Source organism: Rhizobium ruizarguesonis (assembly GCF_017357285.1).
GTDB lineage: Bacteria > Pseudomonadota > Alphaproteobacteria > Rhizobiales > Rhizobiaceae > Rhizobium > Rhizobium ruizarguesonis.
In genome coordinates, this window is sequence record NZ_CP071678.1 from 3,835,247 (window position 1) to 3,851,419 (window position 16,173).

Consider the following 16,173-nt stretch of genomic DNA (forward strand, 5'->3'; position numbering starts at 1 on the left):
GCTTAAGCAGCGCTCAAAGCATACAAATCAATCGATTGACTTATTTTATTATCGGTATTATAAAATTCTCATGACCCAAGAACACGACAACCAGCCACCGGCCTCCGCCCGCGCCGAGATCGCGCGCCAGAAGATGCTATCCGCGGCTCTCGACGTCTTCGGCCGCTACGGCTTTGACGGCGCGTCGACGCGTCAGCTTACCGAGGCGGCCGGGGTGAACCTGCAGGCAATCCCCTATTATTTCGGCAGCAAGGAAGGTCTTTACATCGCCACCGCCGAATATCTGATGGGCCGCATCGACACGCATGTCGGTGACATGAGGGCGCGCGTCGGCGCGCATCTGTTGGCGCTCGATGCTGCGGGCAAACCGCTTGGTGAAGCTGAGGCCCGCCTCTTCCTGACCGAAATCCTCCGGACCATGGTGACGCTGTTCGTCGGCAAGGAATCCGAACCCTGGGCGCGCTTCCTGATCCGCGAGCAAATGGAGCCGACAGAAGCCTTCACACGAGTCTATCAGGGCCTCATGCGTCCGATGATCGAGATGGGCCGGCGGCTGATCGGCGCCATCCTTCATGAGGATCCCGCCTCGGAACATGTGCGCCTGCGCACCTTCACCCTTCTCGGCAGCGTCCTCGTCTTTCGTGTCGCCCATGCGGCCGTGCTCGCCCAGATGGAGTGGGACGGCGTCGGCCCGAAACAGGTGGAAACCGTGCGCGGCCTTGCCGCAGAGCTGGTCAATGCCATCGGCCCGCTGAAAGGAGGTGCAGCGTGAAACGCATCCTTTCCCTGGTCATCCTTCTCCTCGTTGTGGTGGGCGCCGCCGCCTGGTGGTACGGCCTGCCCGAAAAGCTCGGCTGGTGGCCTGAGGCCCGCCACGAGTTCGTCCTTTACGGCAATGTCGATATCCGCCAGGTCTCGCTCGGTTTCCGCGTCAGCGGCCGTCTCGCCGAACTCCACGCCGACGAAGGCGACGTCATCAAAACGGGAGCGGTTCTGGCGAAGCTCGATGCAGCACCCTATGAGTTCGCCGTCCGTTCGAGCGAGGCCAATGTCGCAGCCCTCCAGGCAACGCTCGACAAGCTGAAAGCCGGGCCGCGCCCAACTGAGATCGCCCAGGCACGCGCCGCCTATGACGAAAGTCTCGCCGATCTGGCGAATGCCAACCTCGCCTATGACCGCGCCCGCCAGTTGCGCCCACAGGGCACGATTTCCGAGGCCAGTCTCGACCAGGCAACCGCTGCAAGGGCAATGGCCGCCGCACGCGCCGATTCCGCCAACGAGGCGCTGAAACTGCTGCAGGAGGGCTCGCGCGTCGAGGATATCGCCGCTGCCGACGCCCAACTGAAGGCGGCTCAGGCAACGCTCGCCGCCGCCCGCACTTCGCTTGATGATACCGAGCTGCACGCCCCGAACGACGGCGTTATCCTCTCCCGCGTCCGGGAAAATGGCGCGATCGTCTCGCCGGCAGACACCGTCTTCGTATTATCCCTGACCGAACCTGTCTGGGTGCGCAGCTATGTCGCCGAGCCCAATCTCGGCCGTATCCATCCCGGCATGAAGGTTTCTGTTGCCTCCGACACCTCGCCCGACAAGCCCTATGAAGGCACCATCGGCTTCATCTCGCCGGTCGCCGAATTCACCCCGAAATCGGTGGAGACGCCGGAACTCAGGACCGACCTCGTCTATCGTCTGAGGATCGTCATCAACAGGCCCGGCCCAGATCTACGTCAGGGCATGCCGGTCACCATGCGTTTTCCCACACTGACGGCAAGCGGACAATGACCGCCGCCGAGACCGGCCGGGACGACAAGCCGCTCGTCCGGATCGACGGCGTCACCAAACGCTTCGGCGCCGCGCCAGCCGCCCTTGACGCCGTCTCCGGCGTCATCGGCGGCGGCGCAATCACCGGCCTCGTCGGCCCTGATGGCGCCGGCAAGACGACGCTGATCCGGTTGATGACCGGTCTGATGCTGCCCGACACGGGAACGATGGAGGTTCTCGGCTTCGACACCAGGAAGAATGCCGCCGGTATCCAGGCGGCGATCGGCTATATGCCGCAGCGCTTCGGCCTCTATGAGGATCTGTCGGTGCAGGAAAACCTCGACCTCTATGCTGATCTGCGTGGCCTGCCGAAAAGCGAGCGGGCCGCCGCTTTCGACGAATTGCTGACTTTCACCGATCTCAAGCGTTTCACCGGCAGGCTCGCTGGAAAACTCTCCGGCGGCATGAAGCAGAAGCTCGGTCTTGCCTGCGCCCTTCTGAAGAAGCCGCGCCTGCTGCTGCTCGACGAGCCCGGCGTCGGCGTCGATCCGATCTCGCGCCGCGACCTCTGGAAGATGGTCGAGAATCTGACCAAGGAAGGCATCGGCGTCCTTTGGTCGACCGCCTATCTGGACGAAGCGGAGGCCTGCGACCACGTGCTCCTTTTGAACCAGGGCAAGCTGCTCTTCTCGGGAAAACCCATGGAGATGACCGAGCGCGTCAAAGACCGGGTCTTCCGGGTATCTGGTGTCACCGGCCGCCGTCGGCAGGTGCTCGCCGAACTCCTGCAGGCCGATGGCGTCATCGACGGCGTCATCCAGGGCGAGGCGATCCGTCTCGTCACGGCGAAGGACAAGAAGCCCGATATCGGCAAGGCCGGCGATGGCGCAACACTCGCTCCTGCGCCGCCTCGCTTCGAAGATGCCTTCATCGATATGCTGGGCGGTGGTCCCGGCGGCCGCTCCAGGCTCGCAGAGGCGCAGCAACCGTTGAAGGGTGAGAACGACCGGCCGGTGATCGAGGCCAAGGGACTGACCAAGCGCTTCGGCGATTTCACCGCTGCCGACGATATCAGCTTCGATATCCGTCGCGGCGAGATCTTCGGCCTGCTCGGCCCGAACGGCGCCGGCAAGTCCACCACCTTCAAGATGCTCTGCGGCCTGCTGAAACCAACAGGCGGCGAAGGCCGCGTCGCCGGTTTCGACCTTGGCCGCGATGCGGCCGAAGCCCGCAACCAGCTCGGCTACATGGCGCAGAAATTCTCGCTCTATGGCGATCTCACCGTCATGCAAAACCTCGAATTCTTCTCTGGCGTCTATGGCCTTGGCGGAAAACACCGGCGCGAACGCATCGACCTGATGGCGAGCATCTTCGATTTCGGCCGCCATATCGGCCAGCCCGCCAAGGATCTGCCGCTCGGCCTGAAACAGCGCCTGGCGCTTGCCTGCGCCGTCATGCACGAGCCCCGCGCCCTCTTCCTCGACGAACCAACCTCCGGCGTCGATCCGATCACCCGGCGCGAATTCTGGACGCATATCAATGCGCTTGTCGAAAGAGGCGTCACCGTGCTCGTCACCACCCACTTCATGGACGAGGCGGAATATTGCGACCGCATCTCGCTGATCTATCGCGGCCGCTCGATCGCGCTCGGTTCGCCTGACGAATTGAAGGCCCGGGTCGCGACCAAGGAGCAGCCGGACCCGACGATGGAGGACGCCTTCATCGCCCTGGTGCAGCAATCCGAGAAGGAGGATGCAGTATGAGCACCTCCTCCGGCCGGACGCGACGCCTCTTGGCCCTCGTGCGCAAGGAAAGCTTCCAGGCGATCCGCGATCCGAGCAGCATCCTCATCGCCTTCGTGTTGCCGCTGATCCTGCTCTTTCTCTTCGGCTACGGCGTCTCGCTCGATACCACCCGTACCCGCATCGGCCTCGTGACCGAGGAGATGACGCCGCTGACGCAGGATCTGTCGGCCAGTTTCCAGGCTTCGCGCTGTTTCGATGTGGCCATGGGCCGCGACCGGCGTCTGTTCGAGGAAGACCTCGTGCTCGGCAAGGTGCGCGGCATCGTCGTCATTCCGTCCGACTTCACCACCCGCTACACCGCCGGCAACCGGCCCGATATCCAGGTGATCGTCGACGGCTCCGATCCGAACACCGCGAATTTCGTGCAGAATTATGCCCAAGGCACTGTTGCCAACTGGGAGCGGCAGAGGCAGGCGGACGTTGCCTCCCATAGTCCTGCCATCCCGGTCGAGCAGCGTTTCTGGTTCAACCCTGAACTGACCAGCCGCAACTTCCTTGTGCCGGGCTCGATCGCCATCGTCATGACACTGGTCGGCACGCTTCTCACCTCGCTCGTCGTCGCCCGCGAATGGGAGCGCGGCACGATGGAAGCAATGATGGCGACACCGGTGACGGCGGTCGAACTGCTTGCCGGCAAGATCCTGCCGTATTTCCTGCTCGGCCTCACCTCGATGACGCTCTGCGTGCTGCTTGCGGTCTTCCTCTTCGGGGTGCCGTTCCGCGGCTCCGTCGCCGCTCTTTACGCGCTGTCGGCCGCTTTCCTGATCCCGGCTCTCGGCCAGGGCCTGTTGATCTCGACGGTCACGAAGAACCAGTTCCTCGCCTCGCAGCTGGCACTGATCTCGGCCTTCCTCCCGGCCTTCCTGCTGTCTGGCTTCCTCTTCGAGATCAATTCCATGCCGACCGTGATTCAGTGGATCACCTTCATCGTGCCGGCGCGCTACCTGATCCCCAGCCTGCAGACGGTATTCCTCGCCGGCGACATCTGGCCGATGTTTCTGCAGGCGATCGGCGTGATGCTGACGATCGGCGCCATCATGTTCGTGCTAGCAGCCCGCAGCACCAGAAAGAGGATCGGCTGAGATGTGGACAAGGCTTTACGCCCTGATCGTCAAGGAGCTGCTCGCCGTGCTGCGTGATCCGAAGGGCCGCGCCATCCTGATCGGCCCGCCGATCGTCCAGCTTCTCGTCTTTTCCTATGCGGCGACACTCGAAGTCCGAAATGTCGACGTGATGATCCTCAACCGTGACAGCGGCCACTGGGGCCAGGAACTGATCGAGCGCATCGATGGCTCGCCGACTTTCCGGAAGATCGAGATCGCCTCCAACCAGGCGGAGGTCCGGGTGGCAATCGACAACCAGACGGCCATTGCCGCCGTTGAGATCGGCCCTGACTTTTCCCGCAATATCGAGGCGGGAGCGCCTGGTGATCTGCAGATGGTGCTCGACGGCCGGCGCTCCAACGCCTCGCAGATCGTCGCGGGCTATCTCTCGCAGATCGGTGCCGCCCTCGCCGCCGAGACACCGGCCGGCAAACGTGCCGGCGCCGACATTGTCTCGACAGTGCCGCGCAACTGGTTCAACCCGAACCTCACCTACCAATGGTTCATGGTGCCGAACCTGATCGCCAGCATCGCGCTGCTGATCGGCCTGATCGTCACGGCATTGTCGATCGCCCGCGAGCGCGAGCTTGGCACATTCGACCAGCTGATGGTCTCGCCGCTGCGTATGCACGAGATTCTGATCGGCAAGTTGATTCCACCGATGATGATCGGCTTCTTCCATATCACCGTCTATATCCTGGCTGCTGTGTTCCTCTTCGAGGTGCCGCTGCGCGGCTCGCTCTTCCTGCTTTACGGCAGCGCGATCTTCTATCTCGGTTCGGTCGCCGGCCTCGGCCTCTTCATCTCGGCGCTGTCGATGACGCAGCAGCAGGCGATCCTCGGCGCCTTCCTTTTCATGGTTCCAGCCATGCTGCTCTCCGGCTTTGCGACACCGATCGAAAACATGCCGGGATGGCTGCAGCCGGTGACCCTGATCAATCCGCTGCGCTATTTCCTGGTGATCGTCAAAGGCGTCTTCCTCAAGGATATCCCCTTAAGCGAAGTGGTGAACCAGACAATCCCATTAGCGCTGATCGCCGCCGTCACGCTCAGCGCCGCCGCTTGGCTCTTCCGCCGGCGGCTGGAATAACGCCTCCCAACCCATGCTTCCGCCGCCTCACATAATGTGAACCGGCCTTCCAAAGCGTGACTCTCTCCTGCTGGAACCTCGGATTGGCGTGGTCGTTACCCAAACGCAACCCCAGCAAAGGAGAAGCAAAATGTACAAGGTCCTACTTGTCTCCAGCGCCCTTGCGCTGTCGTCATTTGCAACCAATGCGCTCGCTGATGGAGCCGTGACCGGTGCAGCCGGTGGCGCCATCACCGGCGCAATCGTCGGCGGCCCCGTGGGTGCTGCCATTGGCGGCGTGGCCGGCGGTGTCGCCGGTGCCGTTGTCGATCCTCCGCCGCGCGAGGTCGTTACCTATGTCCAGCAGCAGCCAGCCCCGACCGCCTCCGTGGTGGTCCAGGAACCGATCGTCGTCGGCAAGCCGCTTCCGGCAGACGTCGTCGTGACGCCGGTGCCTGACAATCCGAAATATGCCTATACGGTCATCAACAATCAACGCGTGATTGTCGAACCGCGCACCCACCGCGTGGTGCAGGTGATTGAATAAACGAGAAGAAAGGGTCCGCCTCCGGACCCTTTCTTCTCTAAGCGAAAACCGCCGCCCCGAAAGGACGGCGGTCGTGCCGTTTGATCGGGCGGATCAGACCTTCAGCTCGCGCCGCTCGCGCTCGGTCACCATTGCAAGATCGAGCACCTTCTGCAGGTTGGCAGCGTGACGGAAGTTCGGATCCGGCTGGACGCCGCTTGCCACGGCCTCGGCAAAACGCTCGTAGTTGGTCGCCACTGGTTCAACCTCGATCTTCGTCCAAGTGGCAGTTTCGACATCCTCGCCGAGGCAGCCATGCAGCTCGGAACCGGTGGGACGATGGATGACCTCAAGGCTGCCCCGCTCGCCATAGATACGCAGCTTCAACTCGTTCAGATGCCCTGTCGCCCAGCGGCTGGCATGGATGACGCCGAGCGCGCCGTTGGCGAAATCGACAGACATGGTGAAGCTGTCATTGGCATCGAGCAGATATTCGCCGATCTGGCCGCCCGGCGCCTTGTTGAAGGTCTTCAGCCGCGCAAAGACGTGATCGATGTCGGTCGCCGCGCCATAGGCGGCGAAATCCAGAATATGGATGCCGACGTCGCCGAGCACGCCGTTCGAACCATGGCCGGTGGAAAGCCGCCACAGCCAGGTCGATTCCGTGCGCCAGTCGCCCCAGGCGCGCGACACCAGCCAGCTCTGGAGATAGGAGGCTTCCACATGTCTGATCGTGCCGAGCTCGCCGGCGAGCACCATCTCACGGGCGCGCTGCAACGGCGCGACGTTGCGATAGGTGAGGTTGACCATGTTGATGACGCCGGCCCTTTCGGCCGCCTCCGTCATCTCCAGCGCCTTCGCATAGTTCTCTGCCAGCGGCTTTTCGCAGAAAACGTGCTTGCCCGCAGCAATCAGCGCCATCGTCGTCGGGTGATGGATGCGGTCAGGCGTGACATTTGTCGCCGCATCGAATTCACCCCAAGCGATCGCCTCCTCCAGCGAAAGAAACCGCTTTTCGATGTTGAACTTGTCGGCGAAGGCCGAAAGCCGTTCGGGATCGGTGTCGACGGCGCCGACCACCGTCACGCCGTCGATGAGGGGGAAGCGGGCGAGCTGGTTTTTCGCCATCACCCCCGTGCCAAGAACGAGTAGTCGCATGGATGCTCCTCAGCGGTAACCGGCTTCGCCGGCCTGGTGCAGTCTCGGGCCGCGTTCGACGATCGGCTCCAGTGCTTTTTCTACCGGCACATTTGGAGCATCGGTAATGCTCTTCAATGCACCCTCGGGATTATAGGCCCACTTCACACCGTTGATCAGCACCTTCTGGACATTGACGTCGTGATAGGTCGGATAGGTCTCGTGGCCGGGACGGAAATAGAAGATGTTGCCGGCGCCGCGGCGCCAGGTCAGGCCCGAGCGGAACACTTCGCCGCCCTGGAACCAGGAGATGAACACCGTTTCGAGCGGTTCCGGCACCGAAAACTGCTCGCCGTACATTTCCTCGTTCTCAAGCTCGAAATGTTCGCCGATACCGGCGGCGATCGGATGGCGCTGGTTGATCGTCCACAGACGCTCGCGCTCACCTGCCTCGCGCCATTTCAGCGCGCAGGGCGTGCCCATCAGCCGCTTGAAGATCTTAGAGAAATGGCCGGAATGCAGCACCACCAGGCCCATGCCTTCCCAGACGCGCTTGGCGACACGCTCGACAACGACATCGGAGACCGCGCCGTGATCCTTGTGGCCCCACCAGGTCAAGACGTCGGTCTCAGCAAGACGGGCTTCGCTGAGGCCGTGTTCCGGCTCCTGCAGCGTCGCTGTCGTCGCCGAAATGCTGGGATCGGTGTTCAGCGCGTTGGCGATCGTCGTGTGCATGCCTTCGGGATAGATCCCCCGGACGACGGCATTGGTATTCTCGTGGATATTCTCTCCCCAGACGACGGTGCGAATGGCCATGATGTGCTCCTGTAGAACCTGGAAGTATCGATAGGCGGGAAGGCAGGATTCAAAGCGCTTTGGAAAACGGCGCTGGCTGCGCCTCGTCTCCTCCACGTCCAAGGAACACATAGACCTTTGTCAGTATTTTGACAAAGGGGAAAATTTACCGGCCGAAGACGGAAAAAACGCCTGGCAATATGGCAGCAATATCAATGCGAAACCGATTTAGAAAATAGATTGACGACCACAACGCCTGTTATAATCAACCCGAGCCCGGCGATTGCTGGCAGATCGAGGCGCTGCTTGAAGAAGACCAGGCCGACCGAGGAAATCAGCACGATTCCCAAAGCGCTCCAAATCGCATAAGCGATACCAACGGGGATGCTTTTCAGCGTCAACGACAGGCAATAGAAGGCAGCCGCATAACAGGCGACCACGAGCGCCGTCGGCCCGATGCGGGTGAACTGCTGCGACAGCTGCAGCGCGGTCGTGCCGATGACCTCGAGCACGATGGCTGCAAACAGCAGCCCGTAGACGGCGGCCTGGCTCATGGCGAATTCCTTTTCGAATTACTTGCCGGTCAGTTCGACAAGGCGATCGATAAGATCCCGCCTCAGAACACCGTTGATATCATGGCTTTCCAACGTATCTGCGAACCAAAGTCCGTCGGCGGCGAAACGCACGACTTGTGCGTCGAGGGAGGAGTCGGTGCCGATATATTCCTCCGCCCGCGCCTGCACCCATTGGCGCCAGCGAAGACGCAGCCGGGGTTCGGCAAGAAGCGCGATCGTCACCTGCGTCCAACTCCGGGAATCGTCGGGACGCTCCTTGAGACCGGATACCGCCCTGAGATAGGCGCGGGTGAAGCGGCCCTGCGGCAGAGGATCGCCGCGCATCAATTCCTCTATATCGGCATCGAACTTTTCGAGCAGGCTCTCGAACAGCGCATCGAGCAGCGCATTCTTCGTTGGGAAGTGATGCAGCAGCCCGCCCTTGCTGACGCTGGACGCGGCGGAAACCGCATCGAGCGTGACGGCGGCCATGCCGTCGCTGGCAGCAAGGCGCGCGGCGACATCCAGCAACTGCTGGCGCACGAGGGCGGGCTGCTTCTTGCGATGATGAGCGTTCGACATTCAGATAAAAGATACCGTCCGGACGGTTTTGTCAAGCAGAATCGGCCGCGATCCCTACCGTCCCGGCATTATGCGCGAAATGCCGCGGCGCCTTGATGACAGTTGCGATCATTTCCCCCCCGGTGCATGAAGAGGCCGGGGTTGGTCCAGGCAGTGGGGATGGTTTCGTGACGGAGAAGGTCACCACCTTATATCAAGCGATCGGCGGCGATCCTGTCGTACGGGCGCTGACGCACCGCTTCTACGCGCTGATGGACAGGCTGCCGGAGGCGAGAAACGTGCGCGCCGTGCATCCGCCGAGCCTTACCGGCAGTGAAGAGAAATTCTACGAATATATGAGCGGTTATCTCGGCGGCCCGCCGCTCTATACCGATAAGCGCGGTCATCCGCGCCTGCGCAGCCGCCATTTCGTCGCCGAGATCGGTCCTGTCGAGCGCGACGAATGGCTGCTCTGCTTCCGCCGCGCCCTGGACGAGACGATCGCAAGCCAAGCGCTGCGCGATCTCATCTGGCCGCCGGTGGAACGGCTCGCTTATCACATGCAGAACAAGGCCTCTGACAACAAGGAACAACCATGAGCATGAATGCGCGTCTGGAGCCGGCGCTCTATCTCTTTGCCGGCCTGTTTGGCGTAGCCGGCGTGGCGCTCGCCGCCCTTGCTGCCCATGGTGGCGGCGAGGCCAATCTTGCGGCATCCGCATCTGCCATGTGCCTTGCCCACGCCCCTGCCCTGCTGGCATTGGCTCTCGGCAACGCCAGGTTCAGAACCGCCTGGCTGGCCGGTTTCCTGATGATTGTCGGAACGCTGCTTTTTGCGGGCGATCTCGTCACCCTGCGCTTCACCGGCTCCAGCCTCTTCCCCTATGCCGCGCCGACCGGCGGCTGGGCGATGATGCTTGGCTGGCTGGCCGTTGCGGCAGGCGCTGTCTTCCGCGTCAGGACCTGAGATCGACGGTTCGGAGCGTTGCTCAACGAACAGCTCCGATCTTCTCACTCGACGGAGAAGGAGGGCGAAGACGTTGCCACAGATCTCTTCTCCCCAGCGGGGAGAGCGACTGTCTTGTTTGTCAAGCGTTTTGCCATGGTCGTCCGTCCCTTATGATGGCGTTGAGGATGGTGAGCAGCTTGCGCATGGTTGCGACGGTGGCGACGATCTTGGGCTTGCCGGCCGCGACCAGCCTGTCGCGGAAGGCCTTGAGGTCAGGGTTGTATCGGCTGGCGACGAGGGCGGCCATGAATAGGACGGCGCGTACCTTGCCGCGGCCGCCGCCGATGAAGCTCTTGCCTTTCCATTTTCCCGACTGCCGCGTCCATGGGGCAAGACCAGCCAGCGAGGCGATCTGGCGTCGGTCGAGGCTGCCGAGCTCGGGCAGTTCGGCCAGCAGCGTGCGCGCTGTTGTCGCTCCGACACCCGGCACCGAGGTCAACAGCGCCTCGCGCACCCGCCAGACCGGCGACTTGCGGATATGGCTGTCGAGATCGGCATCGAGGCTTTCGAGCTCGCGCCGCAAGGCTTTCAGCAGGCGCTTGATGCTTTCCTGCGCCTGCTTTGCCAGCGCCATGCGCAACCGGTTCTCCTCGGCCACGACCATCTGCACGATCTGGCGCCGGCGAGCCACAAGCTCGGAAAGCGCCTGTGTCTCGGCATCGCGCAACGGCCGGATCTCGGGCTTCGTCGCCAAAACGAAGGCGGCGATGACGGCGGCATCGATCGGATCGGTCTTGGCCCTGCGGCCGATCGCATGGGCATAGGCGCGCACTTGCGCCGGATTGACGACGAGCACCGTCAATCCGGCTGCGGACAATCCGGCAACCGCCAGCATCTCGAAGCCGCCGGTCGCTTCCAGCGCAATCGCATCAACACCAATGCCTTTGAGCCGCTCGACCAGTTCATCGATGCCGGCATGGTCGTTGCCGACGGCAAAGACCTCTTCTTGCGGCAGGATCGCAACATCCAGGCGCTCTTTCGAAACGTCGATCCCAACAACAATCTCCATCTGATCCCATCCTTGCCTAATCGGGCTTTGCTTTCGCAAGCGGCCCTGGCGACTGTTCGGGTTCAATGGAACGGCGGACGGAGACCCAGGCTCTCCCACGGGCTTGGTGTCCCAAAGGTGCATCGGTCTTCCATCCGCCACCGCAACAGGCATTACAGCGCCAGGAGCGGATAAAGGGAAGTTACAAAGGGGCCGGCAGGCGGTTGAGGGGGTGAGTGGCAAAGCCGCGAATGCGTTGAGCGCAAGCGAAGAGCAATGAAGGGCGTGCCGTGTGGCCCCCTTGCATGTTCAAACTGCATTCATTGTTTGATGATGGGTGCGACCCCTGGGGGATGGCCATCCCCCAGGGGTCGGACGGGCGGGACCGTAACCCCCTTGGCTTGAACCGGGGATGAGCCTGGTCCGCCCGTCCTTCGCGTTTGTCCTGAACAGATAGTGGGGAGCAGGTCCCGTATGCAAGGCAAGGTATCGTCCGAACGCACCGCGATGGCGACAGTTTATGTCGGTATCGATGTCTGTAAAGAGTGGCTGGACATTCATTTGCATCCTCTCGGCCGCAGTTTTCGGGTGACCAATGACACGGCCGGTCTGCGCCGCCTCAAGCGGGAGCTCGATGCGCTTGACCAGATGCCGCGCTCGACGCTGCACATCGTCATGGAAGCGACCGGCAAGTGGCATCGCGCCGTTCAGCGTTCTCTGCATGCCGATGGCTTTTACGTGTCGGTCGTCGATCCGTTGCGCGCCCGGCTGTTTGCCAAAGCTTGCGGCTTTCTCGCCAAGACCGATCGGCTCGATGCGCGGCTTTTGGCCATCATGGGAGAAGCCCTCAAGCCCGCACAGACCCCACCGCAGGACCAAGCGCTGGAAGCCCTGCAGGAACTGGTCAATGCGCGATCTGCGGCCAACGGCGAACGCACCGCCCTGTCCAACCGGATGAAGACGGCCGTGACCGCCTTCCTGCGCAAGGAACTGACGCGCCGGCTTGCCGCGCTCGATACCCATATCGCAAGACTGGATGCCGAGATCGAGCGCAGCATCGGCGCCGAGCCCGAGATGCGCCGCCGCCTCGACATCCTCATCTCCATTCCCGGCATCGGAGCCGTCACCGCCGCAAGCCTGATCGCTGGCCTTTGCGAACTTGGCGCCTGCTCCGGCAAGCAGGCGGCCATGCTGGCTGGCCTTGCGCCGCTCGCCTGCGAAAGTGGCGAGCGGGCCGGACATCGCGCCATCAGGGGCGGACGCCCCGCACCCAGGAACGCCATCTACATGGCTGCCCTGTCCGCCTCCCGTCACAACCCCGACCTCGCGCACTTCGCCGAAAGACTGAAGAAGGCCGGGAAACCCAACAAGGTCGTCCTCGTCGCCGTCATGCGAAAGCTCATCGTGCTCGCAAATACCCTCATCACTAAAAACCGTATCTGGACACCAAATCCACCTTGACACCAAACACAGATGCTCATCCGACCCTTCGGGCCACCTTCTCCCCGCTGGGGAGAAGAGGGAGCCAAGCCTCATTCGCTTTCCGCGCCGAACGGCAGGCCAAAACCGTGTCGACCAAAATCATATGCCGTCGACGACGTTGAAGCCTTCGAAGACCGGCGGTCCCTTGTAGATCGCCTTATGATCGCCGGCATTGCGGTGCGCTGCGCGAAAACTCTCGGACTTCGTCCAGTTCTGGAAATCCGCTTCGCTTTTCCAGACCGTGTGCGAGGAATAGAGCGTATAGCCTTCCTCGTCGTTGACCTTGCCGCGCAGCAGGCGGAATTCGACGAAACCGGGCACCTCGGGCAGGCTTGAATCGCGGTTGCGCCAGACCGCCTCTAAATCACCTTCGCTCCCGGTCGCCACCTTGAAGCGGTTCATTGCGATATACATGAAATCTCCTTACGCCTTCCTTTTGCCCGCCCTTGCCCCACGCGAGGGAAAGGCGAGAACATTATCGCCGTTTGCCGCCGCCGGGCCAAGCGGTCTTGTTGCCGCCTCTCCGGGCATGCGCGCTTCCCAGGTCGGAAAGAACATCACATTCTGGTAGATCTGCTGGCGTTCGGCATGCTGCTGGAAAAGCTCGTAGAGTTCGGACACGAGGCCCTCGCCTGTCTGGGCGGCAAGCTTGTGCAGGCCGATCATGGTGAAGCCGTCGGGGCGCTGGTCGTTCATCGGGAATTGTCTCGTTCGTTCATCGTCTGCAGCGCACGCTCCAGGCTGGACTTGCTGCCGTTGCGAAGCGGGATGAAGGCCTTGCCGAACTTCTTGCAGCCGGTCTTCACGCGCAGGCAGGCATCGTGGCTGATACAGTCGATCGGGCAGAACACGCAGTCGACCGAGGGAAGGACGGTATCGATGCGGGAAACCGCTTCCCGTAAGCCGCCGTCGTGATGAATAAGCTCGGCACCGAAATTGCTGCAGATCTGGCGAAGATGCGCCACCTGGCAGTCGCGGCCGCCGACATAGAGGAAACTGCGGCCATCCAGTTTGGATCGCCCGGAGGACGCCTGACCGGCGTCCTCGCCCGCGCTGTCGCGGACCTCCCGGTTCGAACCCTTCTTGCCCTTGCGAGCCATATGCCACCCGTTCGCTCGTTGATCGTCACACGATTCCTGCGTGTGCGAGCGGACCTTATTAAACTTGATTTTTAGAGTAAAGTATAAAGTTGATTATTTTTATCATATTTTATCGAGCCGTGACTTGAACCGGAAAACTGTACGACCGCGAGGATCCGGCCCAGTCATCCGGCATAGCGGGAAGATTACAGGAAGCGATCCGGGACATAACGGCACCATCCACCTCGGCCAAGCCCGAACCTCGGACAAGGCCCGATGCGGTGATATCTCCGTTGCGATTGATCGTGATGCGAACATTCAAGGATGCAGAATCGCGACGATATCGCGATTCAATCCGGTCAACGCAACGAAACAGTCGCGAGACGATCTTGCCCTTGTAATTGGCTTCGGATGCACCGCCCGATCCATTCCTTCCGCCCGACGTGCGTGAATTATTGTCGGAGTTGGCGTCTGCCTGCCCGTCCGCGGCGCCCCTGCGTGACTCCTGTTTGGCCTCTCCCTCTGAACCTTGTGCCTTCTTTGGAGGCTGCTTTCTTTCGGCCGGCTTCTTTTCCGCGGGCTTTTCCAGCTTCGGCTTTGGTTGTGGCGTGGCGATCTCTGCTGGCGGTTCCGGCTCGGGAGAAATCGCGGCCGTCTCGAGAGGCTTGATCTCTTCCGGTTCGGATTGCGTCGCGGTTGCGGCGAGTGGTTCGGCGGATGTTATCGGCATCTCCGGGGATTGCTCCGGCACCACTGTCGACATTGGCTGCGCAACTGACGTTTCCGCAGGGGTTTCCGATACGAGCACCTCTGGTTCCGCAGTCGTCACCGTCTCCGCTGACTGGCGCGTCACCTCCTGCGTGGGCTGAACGGCCTCGACCGGCTCTGCATCAGTCGGCTGGACAGTTTCCGGTTGGACGGCCTCCGGCTGCATCTCCGTTGTTTCCACTGGCTTGACCGTATCGGGATCGACAGCTTCCGGAACAATTTCTTGCTGTATGGTCACCTCGGTCTCGCCGGCGGCGCTCTGATCGGCGTCAGAGCTGCCGAGCATGACGACGCTGATCGCTTCGCCTGCCTCCATCAGTGTCTCCTCCGGCACCTTAGGGAAGGCGATGATCAATACAGCGGCCAGCGTCGCGTGAAAAATCAGCGAACAAACGCAGGCAAGCGCCACCCGACGCCGCACCGGCTTCTTCTCGTCTTCCTGCTTTTTCACCGCGGCATCCATCGGCGGCGCGGGAACGGGAGCGGCCGGCTCGGCTTCCGGATGATCGGGAAAGGAGGGTATCTGCGCGAAACGCCCATAGTGGACCACCGCTTCGCCGGCCGGCTGCCGCTGCACATTGCGCAGGTCGGAAAGCTCGTGGCCGGGATGCATGGTATTGTCGTTCAGACCGCCGTCAGCGTCCGGCTCCCCGATGAGCACCTGTCTCGATCTGGTCTTCGCTGAAATTGTCATTTGTATGCCTCGGACAGCCTGAAACATGTCCGCCGGGGATCATTCCCGGCGTATCCTTAGCCCTCGAAGGGAACGGAAATCTGTGAACGGGTGACGAGACCCTTCATGCATTCGCCCGCCGCCGGGCCGTCGCAGACCGGCGTGTCGTTGATGATGATGCGCGTGACCGTCTCGCACTTCACATTCGGCATATCGAACTGGCGCACGCGTTTCTTGCCTTGCGGCAGATCGCGGAAGTCGAGCACGGTGATGCGGTCGACGGCATTCTTGTCGTTGAAGAAAGCGAGCTGGAAGGAGATCTTGTTGATCGGCGCCTGGAGATTGTTCTCGGCGACGAAGGTCATCATGCAGCCCTTTTGCGACGGCGCCAGAGCGTTGAGTTCGACATCGAGCTTGGCTGTTGCCGCATCCTGCGCCTGGCATACGCTTGAAACCGCCATCACCATGCCGGCTGCAACAGCCGCAAACCTCACCATCATCTTCTCCGCCATTGTCGCGAACCGCCGCCAGGCGGCCTCATATCAGCAATCTCAAAAACTTGACTGTATTAGTCTCCTATTGCGTCTTTAAAAAACTATGAGTAAGAAAGTCAAGATAATTGTCATCACAACCGGGGACCCAGATCACCGGTCTCACGGAATTGCCAACTGAAATGATGGTTGAAAAGCCAGATAACTTTAAGCACGTGCCGCTGCAGAGCGAGCCTGCGGCACAGCACCGGATCGTCGAAAGCGCGGATCTCTTCCGCGGCACGAACGAGATCATGATTAGACATGACGGCTTGGTCTATCGCCTGAAGATCACTCGTCAGGGCAAGCTCATTCTCAATAAGTAGGGTAGGA

20 protein-coding genes are annotated in these 16,173 nt (G+C 61.7%); 10 read left to right on the forward strand and 10 right to left on the reverse strand.

The annotated features are described in order from the left end of the window. The first annotated feature begins 70 nt into the window (after positions 1–70). The 6 genes from J3P73_RS18965 to J3P73_RS18990 all read left to right on the forward strand — a co-directional run bounded on the left by J3P73_RS18965 (position 71) and on the right by J3P73_RS18990 (position 6,285). Entirely contained in the window at positions 71–772 is a 702-nt protein-coding gene (locus J3P73_RS18965) for a CerR family C-terminal domain-containing protein (protein ID WP_130692457.1), read from the forward strand. Then, the gene (gene hlyD / locus J3P73_RS18970) at positions 769–1,782 is read left to right on the forward strand and encodes a secretion protein HlyD (protein ID WP_130692459.1); all 1,014 of its coding nucleotides are present in this window, start codon (positions 769–771) and stop codon (positions 1,780–1,782) included. Before J3P73_RS18965 ends, hlyD begins: the two co-directional genes overlap by 4 nt. Further along, the gene (locus tag J3P73_RS18975) at positions 1,779–3,524 is read left to right on the forward strand and encodes an ATP-binding cassette domain-containing protein (protein ID WP_130692461.1); all 1,746 of its coding nucleotides are present in this window, start codon (positions 1,779–1,781) and stop codon (positions 3,522–3,524) included. Before hlyD ends, J3P73_RS18975 begins: the two co-directional genes overlap by 4 nt. After that, positions 3,521–4,648, forward strand: coding sequence for an ABC transporter permease (locus tag J3P73_RS18980; protein WP_130692463.1), 1,128 nt, complete (start codon positions 3,521–3,523; stop codon positions 4,646–4,648). Before J3P73_RS18975 ends, J3P73_RS18980 begins: the two co-directional genes overlap by 4 nt. A 1-nt stretch (position 4,649) precedes the next feature. Continuing rightward, positions 4,650–5,759 (forward strand): ABC transporter permease, encoded by a 1,110-nt coding sequence (locus J3P73_RS18985; RefSeq protein ID WP_075225025.1) that lies wholly within the window; start codon positions 4,650–4,652, stop codon positions 5,757–5,759. Positions 5,760–5,889: 130 nt separating this feature from the next. Then, positions 5,890–6,285 (forward strand): DUF1236 domain-containing protein, encoded by a 396-nt coding sequence (locus J3P73_RS18990; RefSeq protein WP_018481635.1) that lies wholly within the window; start codon positions 5,890–5,892, stop codon positions 6,283–6,285. 93 nt (positions 6,286–6,378) lie between these two features. Here J3P73_RS18990 and J3P73_RS18995 read toward each other — a convergent pair whose 3' ends face one another. The 4 genes from J3P73_RS18995 to J3P73_RS19010 form a co-directional block, all read right to left on the reverse strand. Continuing rightward, positions 6,379–7,422 (reverse strand): Gfo/Idh/MocA family protein, encoded by a 1,044-nt coding sequence (locus tag J3P73_RS18995; RefSeq protein ID WP_075225024.1) that lies wholly within the window; start codon positions 7,420–7,422, stop codon positions 6,379–6,381. Positions 7,423–7,431: 9 nt separating this feature from the next. Next, entirely contained in the window at positions 7,432–8,217 is a 786-nt protein-coding gene (locus J3P73_RS19000; RefSeq protein ID WP_024319409.1) for a ThuA domain-containing protein, read from the reverse strand. Between the two features lie 191 nt (positions 8,218–8,408). After that, entirely contained in the window at positions 8,409–8,750 is a 342-nt protein-coding gene (locus J3P73_RS19005; RefSeq protein WP_024319408.1) for a DMT family transporter, read from the reverse strand. Between the two features lie 18 nt (positions 8,751–8,768). Continuing rightward, complete coding sequence (locus tag J3P73_RS19010; protein ID WP_024319407.1) at positions 8,769–9,332, reverse strand: TetR/AcrR family transcriptional regulator; 564 nt, start codon at positions 9,330–9,332, stop codon at positions 8,769–8,771. Positions 9,333–9,499: 167 nt separating this feature from the next. Between J3P73_RS19010 and J3P73_RS19015 the strand changes: the two genes are divergently transcribed. Further along, a complete protein-coding gene (locus J3P73_RS19015; protein ID WP_026236716.1) occupies positions 9,500–9,910 on the forward strand; it encodes a group II truncated hemoglobin in 411 nt (136 codons plus the stop codon). Then, positions 9,907–10,278 carry a DUF423 domain-containing protein gene (locus J3P73_RS19020; RefSeq protein WP_018481658.1) on the forward strand — a complete coding sequence of 124 codons (372 nt, stop codon included), beginning with the start codon at positions 9,907–9,909 and terminating at the stop codon, positions 10,276–10,278. The genes J3P73_RS19015 and J3P73_RS19020 overlap by 4 nt, the downstream gene beginning before the upstream one ends. 121 nt (positions 10,279–10,399) lie before the next feature. Here J3P73_RS19020 and J3P73_RS19025 read toward each other — a convergent pair whose 3' ends face one another. Continuing rightward, positions 10,400–11,329 (reverse strand): IS110 family RNA-guided transposase, encoded by a 930-nt coding sequence (locus tag J3P73_RS19025; RefSeq protein ID WP_130691906.1) that lies wholly within the window; start codon positions 11,327–11,329, stop codon positions 10,400–10,402. Positions 11,330–11,782: 453 nt separating this feature from the next. Here J3P73_RS19025 and J3P73_RS19030 point away from each other — a divergent pair, with 453 nt between their 5' ends. Continuing rightward, on the forward strand, positions 11,783–12,769 hold the full coding sequence (locus J3P73_RS19030) for an IS110 family RNA-guided transposase (RefSeq protein ID WP_130771156.1): 987 nt from the start codon (positions 11,783–11,785) through the stop codon (positions 12,767–12,769). Positions 12,770–12,889: 120 nt separating this feature from the next. Here the strand turns inward: J3P73_RS19030 and hmuQ are convergent, their stop codons facing one another. From hmuQ to J3P73_RS19055, 5 genes are all read right to left on the reverse strand, one after another. Next, entirely contained in the window at positions 12,890–13,204 is a 315-nt protein-coding gene (hmuQ, locus tag J3P73_RS19035; RefSeq protein ID WP_130692465.1) for a heme-degrading protein HmuQ, read from the reverse strand. Positions 13,205–13,213: 9 nt separating this feature from the next. Beyond that, complete coding sequence (locus J3P73_RS19040) at positions 13,214–13,486, reverse strand: hypothetical protein (RefSeq protein WP_130692467.1); 273 nt, start codon at positions 13,484–13,486, stop codon at positions 13,214–13,216. After that, positions 13,483–13,890, reverse strand: coding sequence for a DUF2325 domain-containing protein (locus tag J3P73_RS19045; RefSeq protein ID WP_130662080.1), 408 nt, complete (start codon positions 13,888–13,890; stop codon positions 13,483–13,485). The genes J3P73_RS19040 and J3P73_RS19045 overlap by 4 nt, the downstream gene beginning before the upstream one ends. Positions 13,891–13,999: 109 nt before the next feature. Continuing rightward, positions 14,000–15,331 carry a TonB C-terminal domain-containing protein gene (locus J3P73_RS19050; protein ID WP_130771805.1) on the reverse strand — a complete coding sequence of 444 codons (1,332 nt, stop codon included), beginning with the start codon at positions 15,329–15,331 and terminating at the stop codon, positions 14,000–14,002. A gap of 56 nt (positions 15,332–15,387) precedes the next feature. Beyond that, the gene (locus J3P73_RS19055; RefSeq protein ID WP_130693098.1) at positions 15,388–15,810 is read right to left on the reverse strand and encodes a hypothetical protein; all 423 of its coding nucleotides are present in this window, start codon (positions 15,808–15,810) and stop codon (positions 15,388–15,390) included. A gap of 173 nt (positions 15,811–15,983) precedes the next feature. Here J3P73_RS19055 and hemP point away from each other — a divergent pair, with 173 nt between their 5' ends. After that, positions 15,984–16,166 carry a hemin uptake protein HemP gene (hemP, locus tag J3P73_RS19060; protein ID WP_012758649.1) on the forward strand — a complete coding sequence of 61 codons (183 nt, stop codon included), beginning with the start codon at positions 15,984–15,986 and terminating at the stop codon, positions 16,164–16,166. The last annotated feature ends 7 nt before the right edge of the window (positions 16,167–16,173 follow it).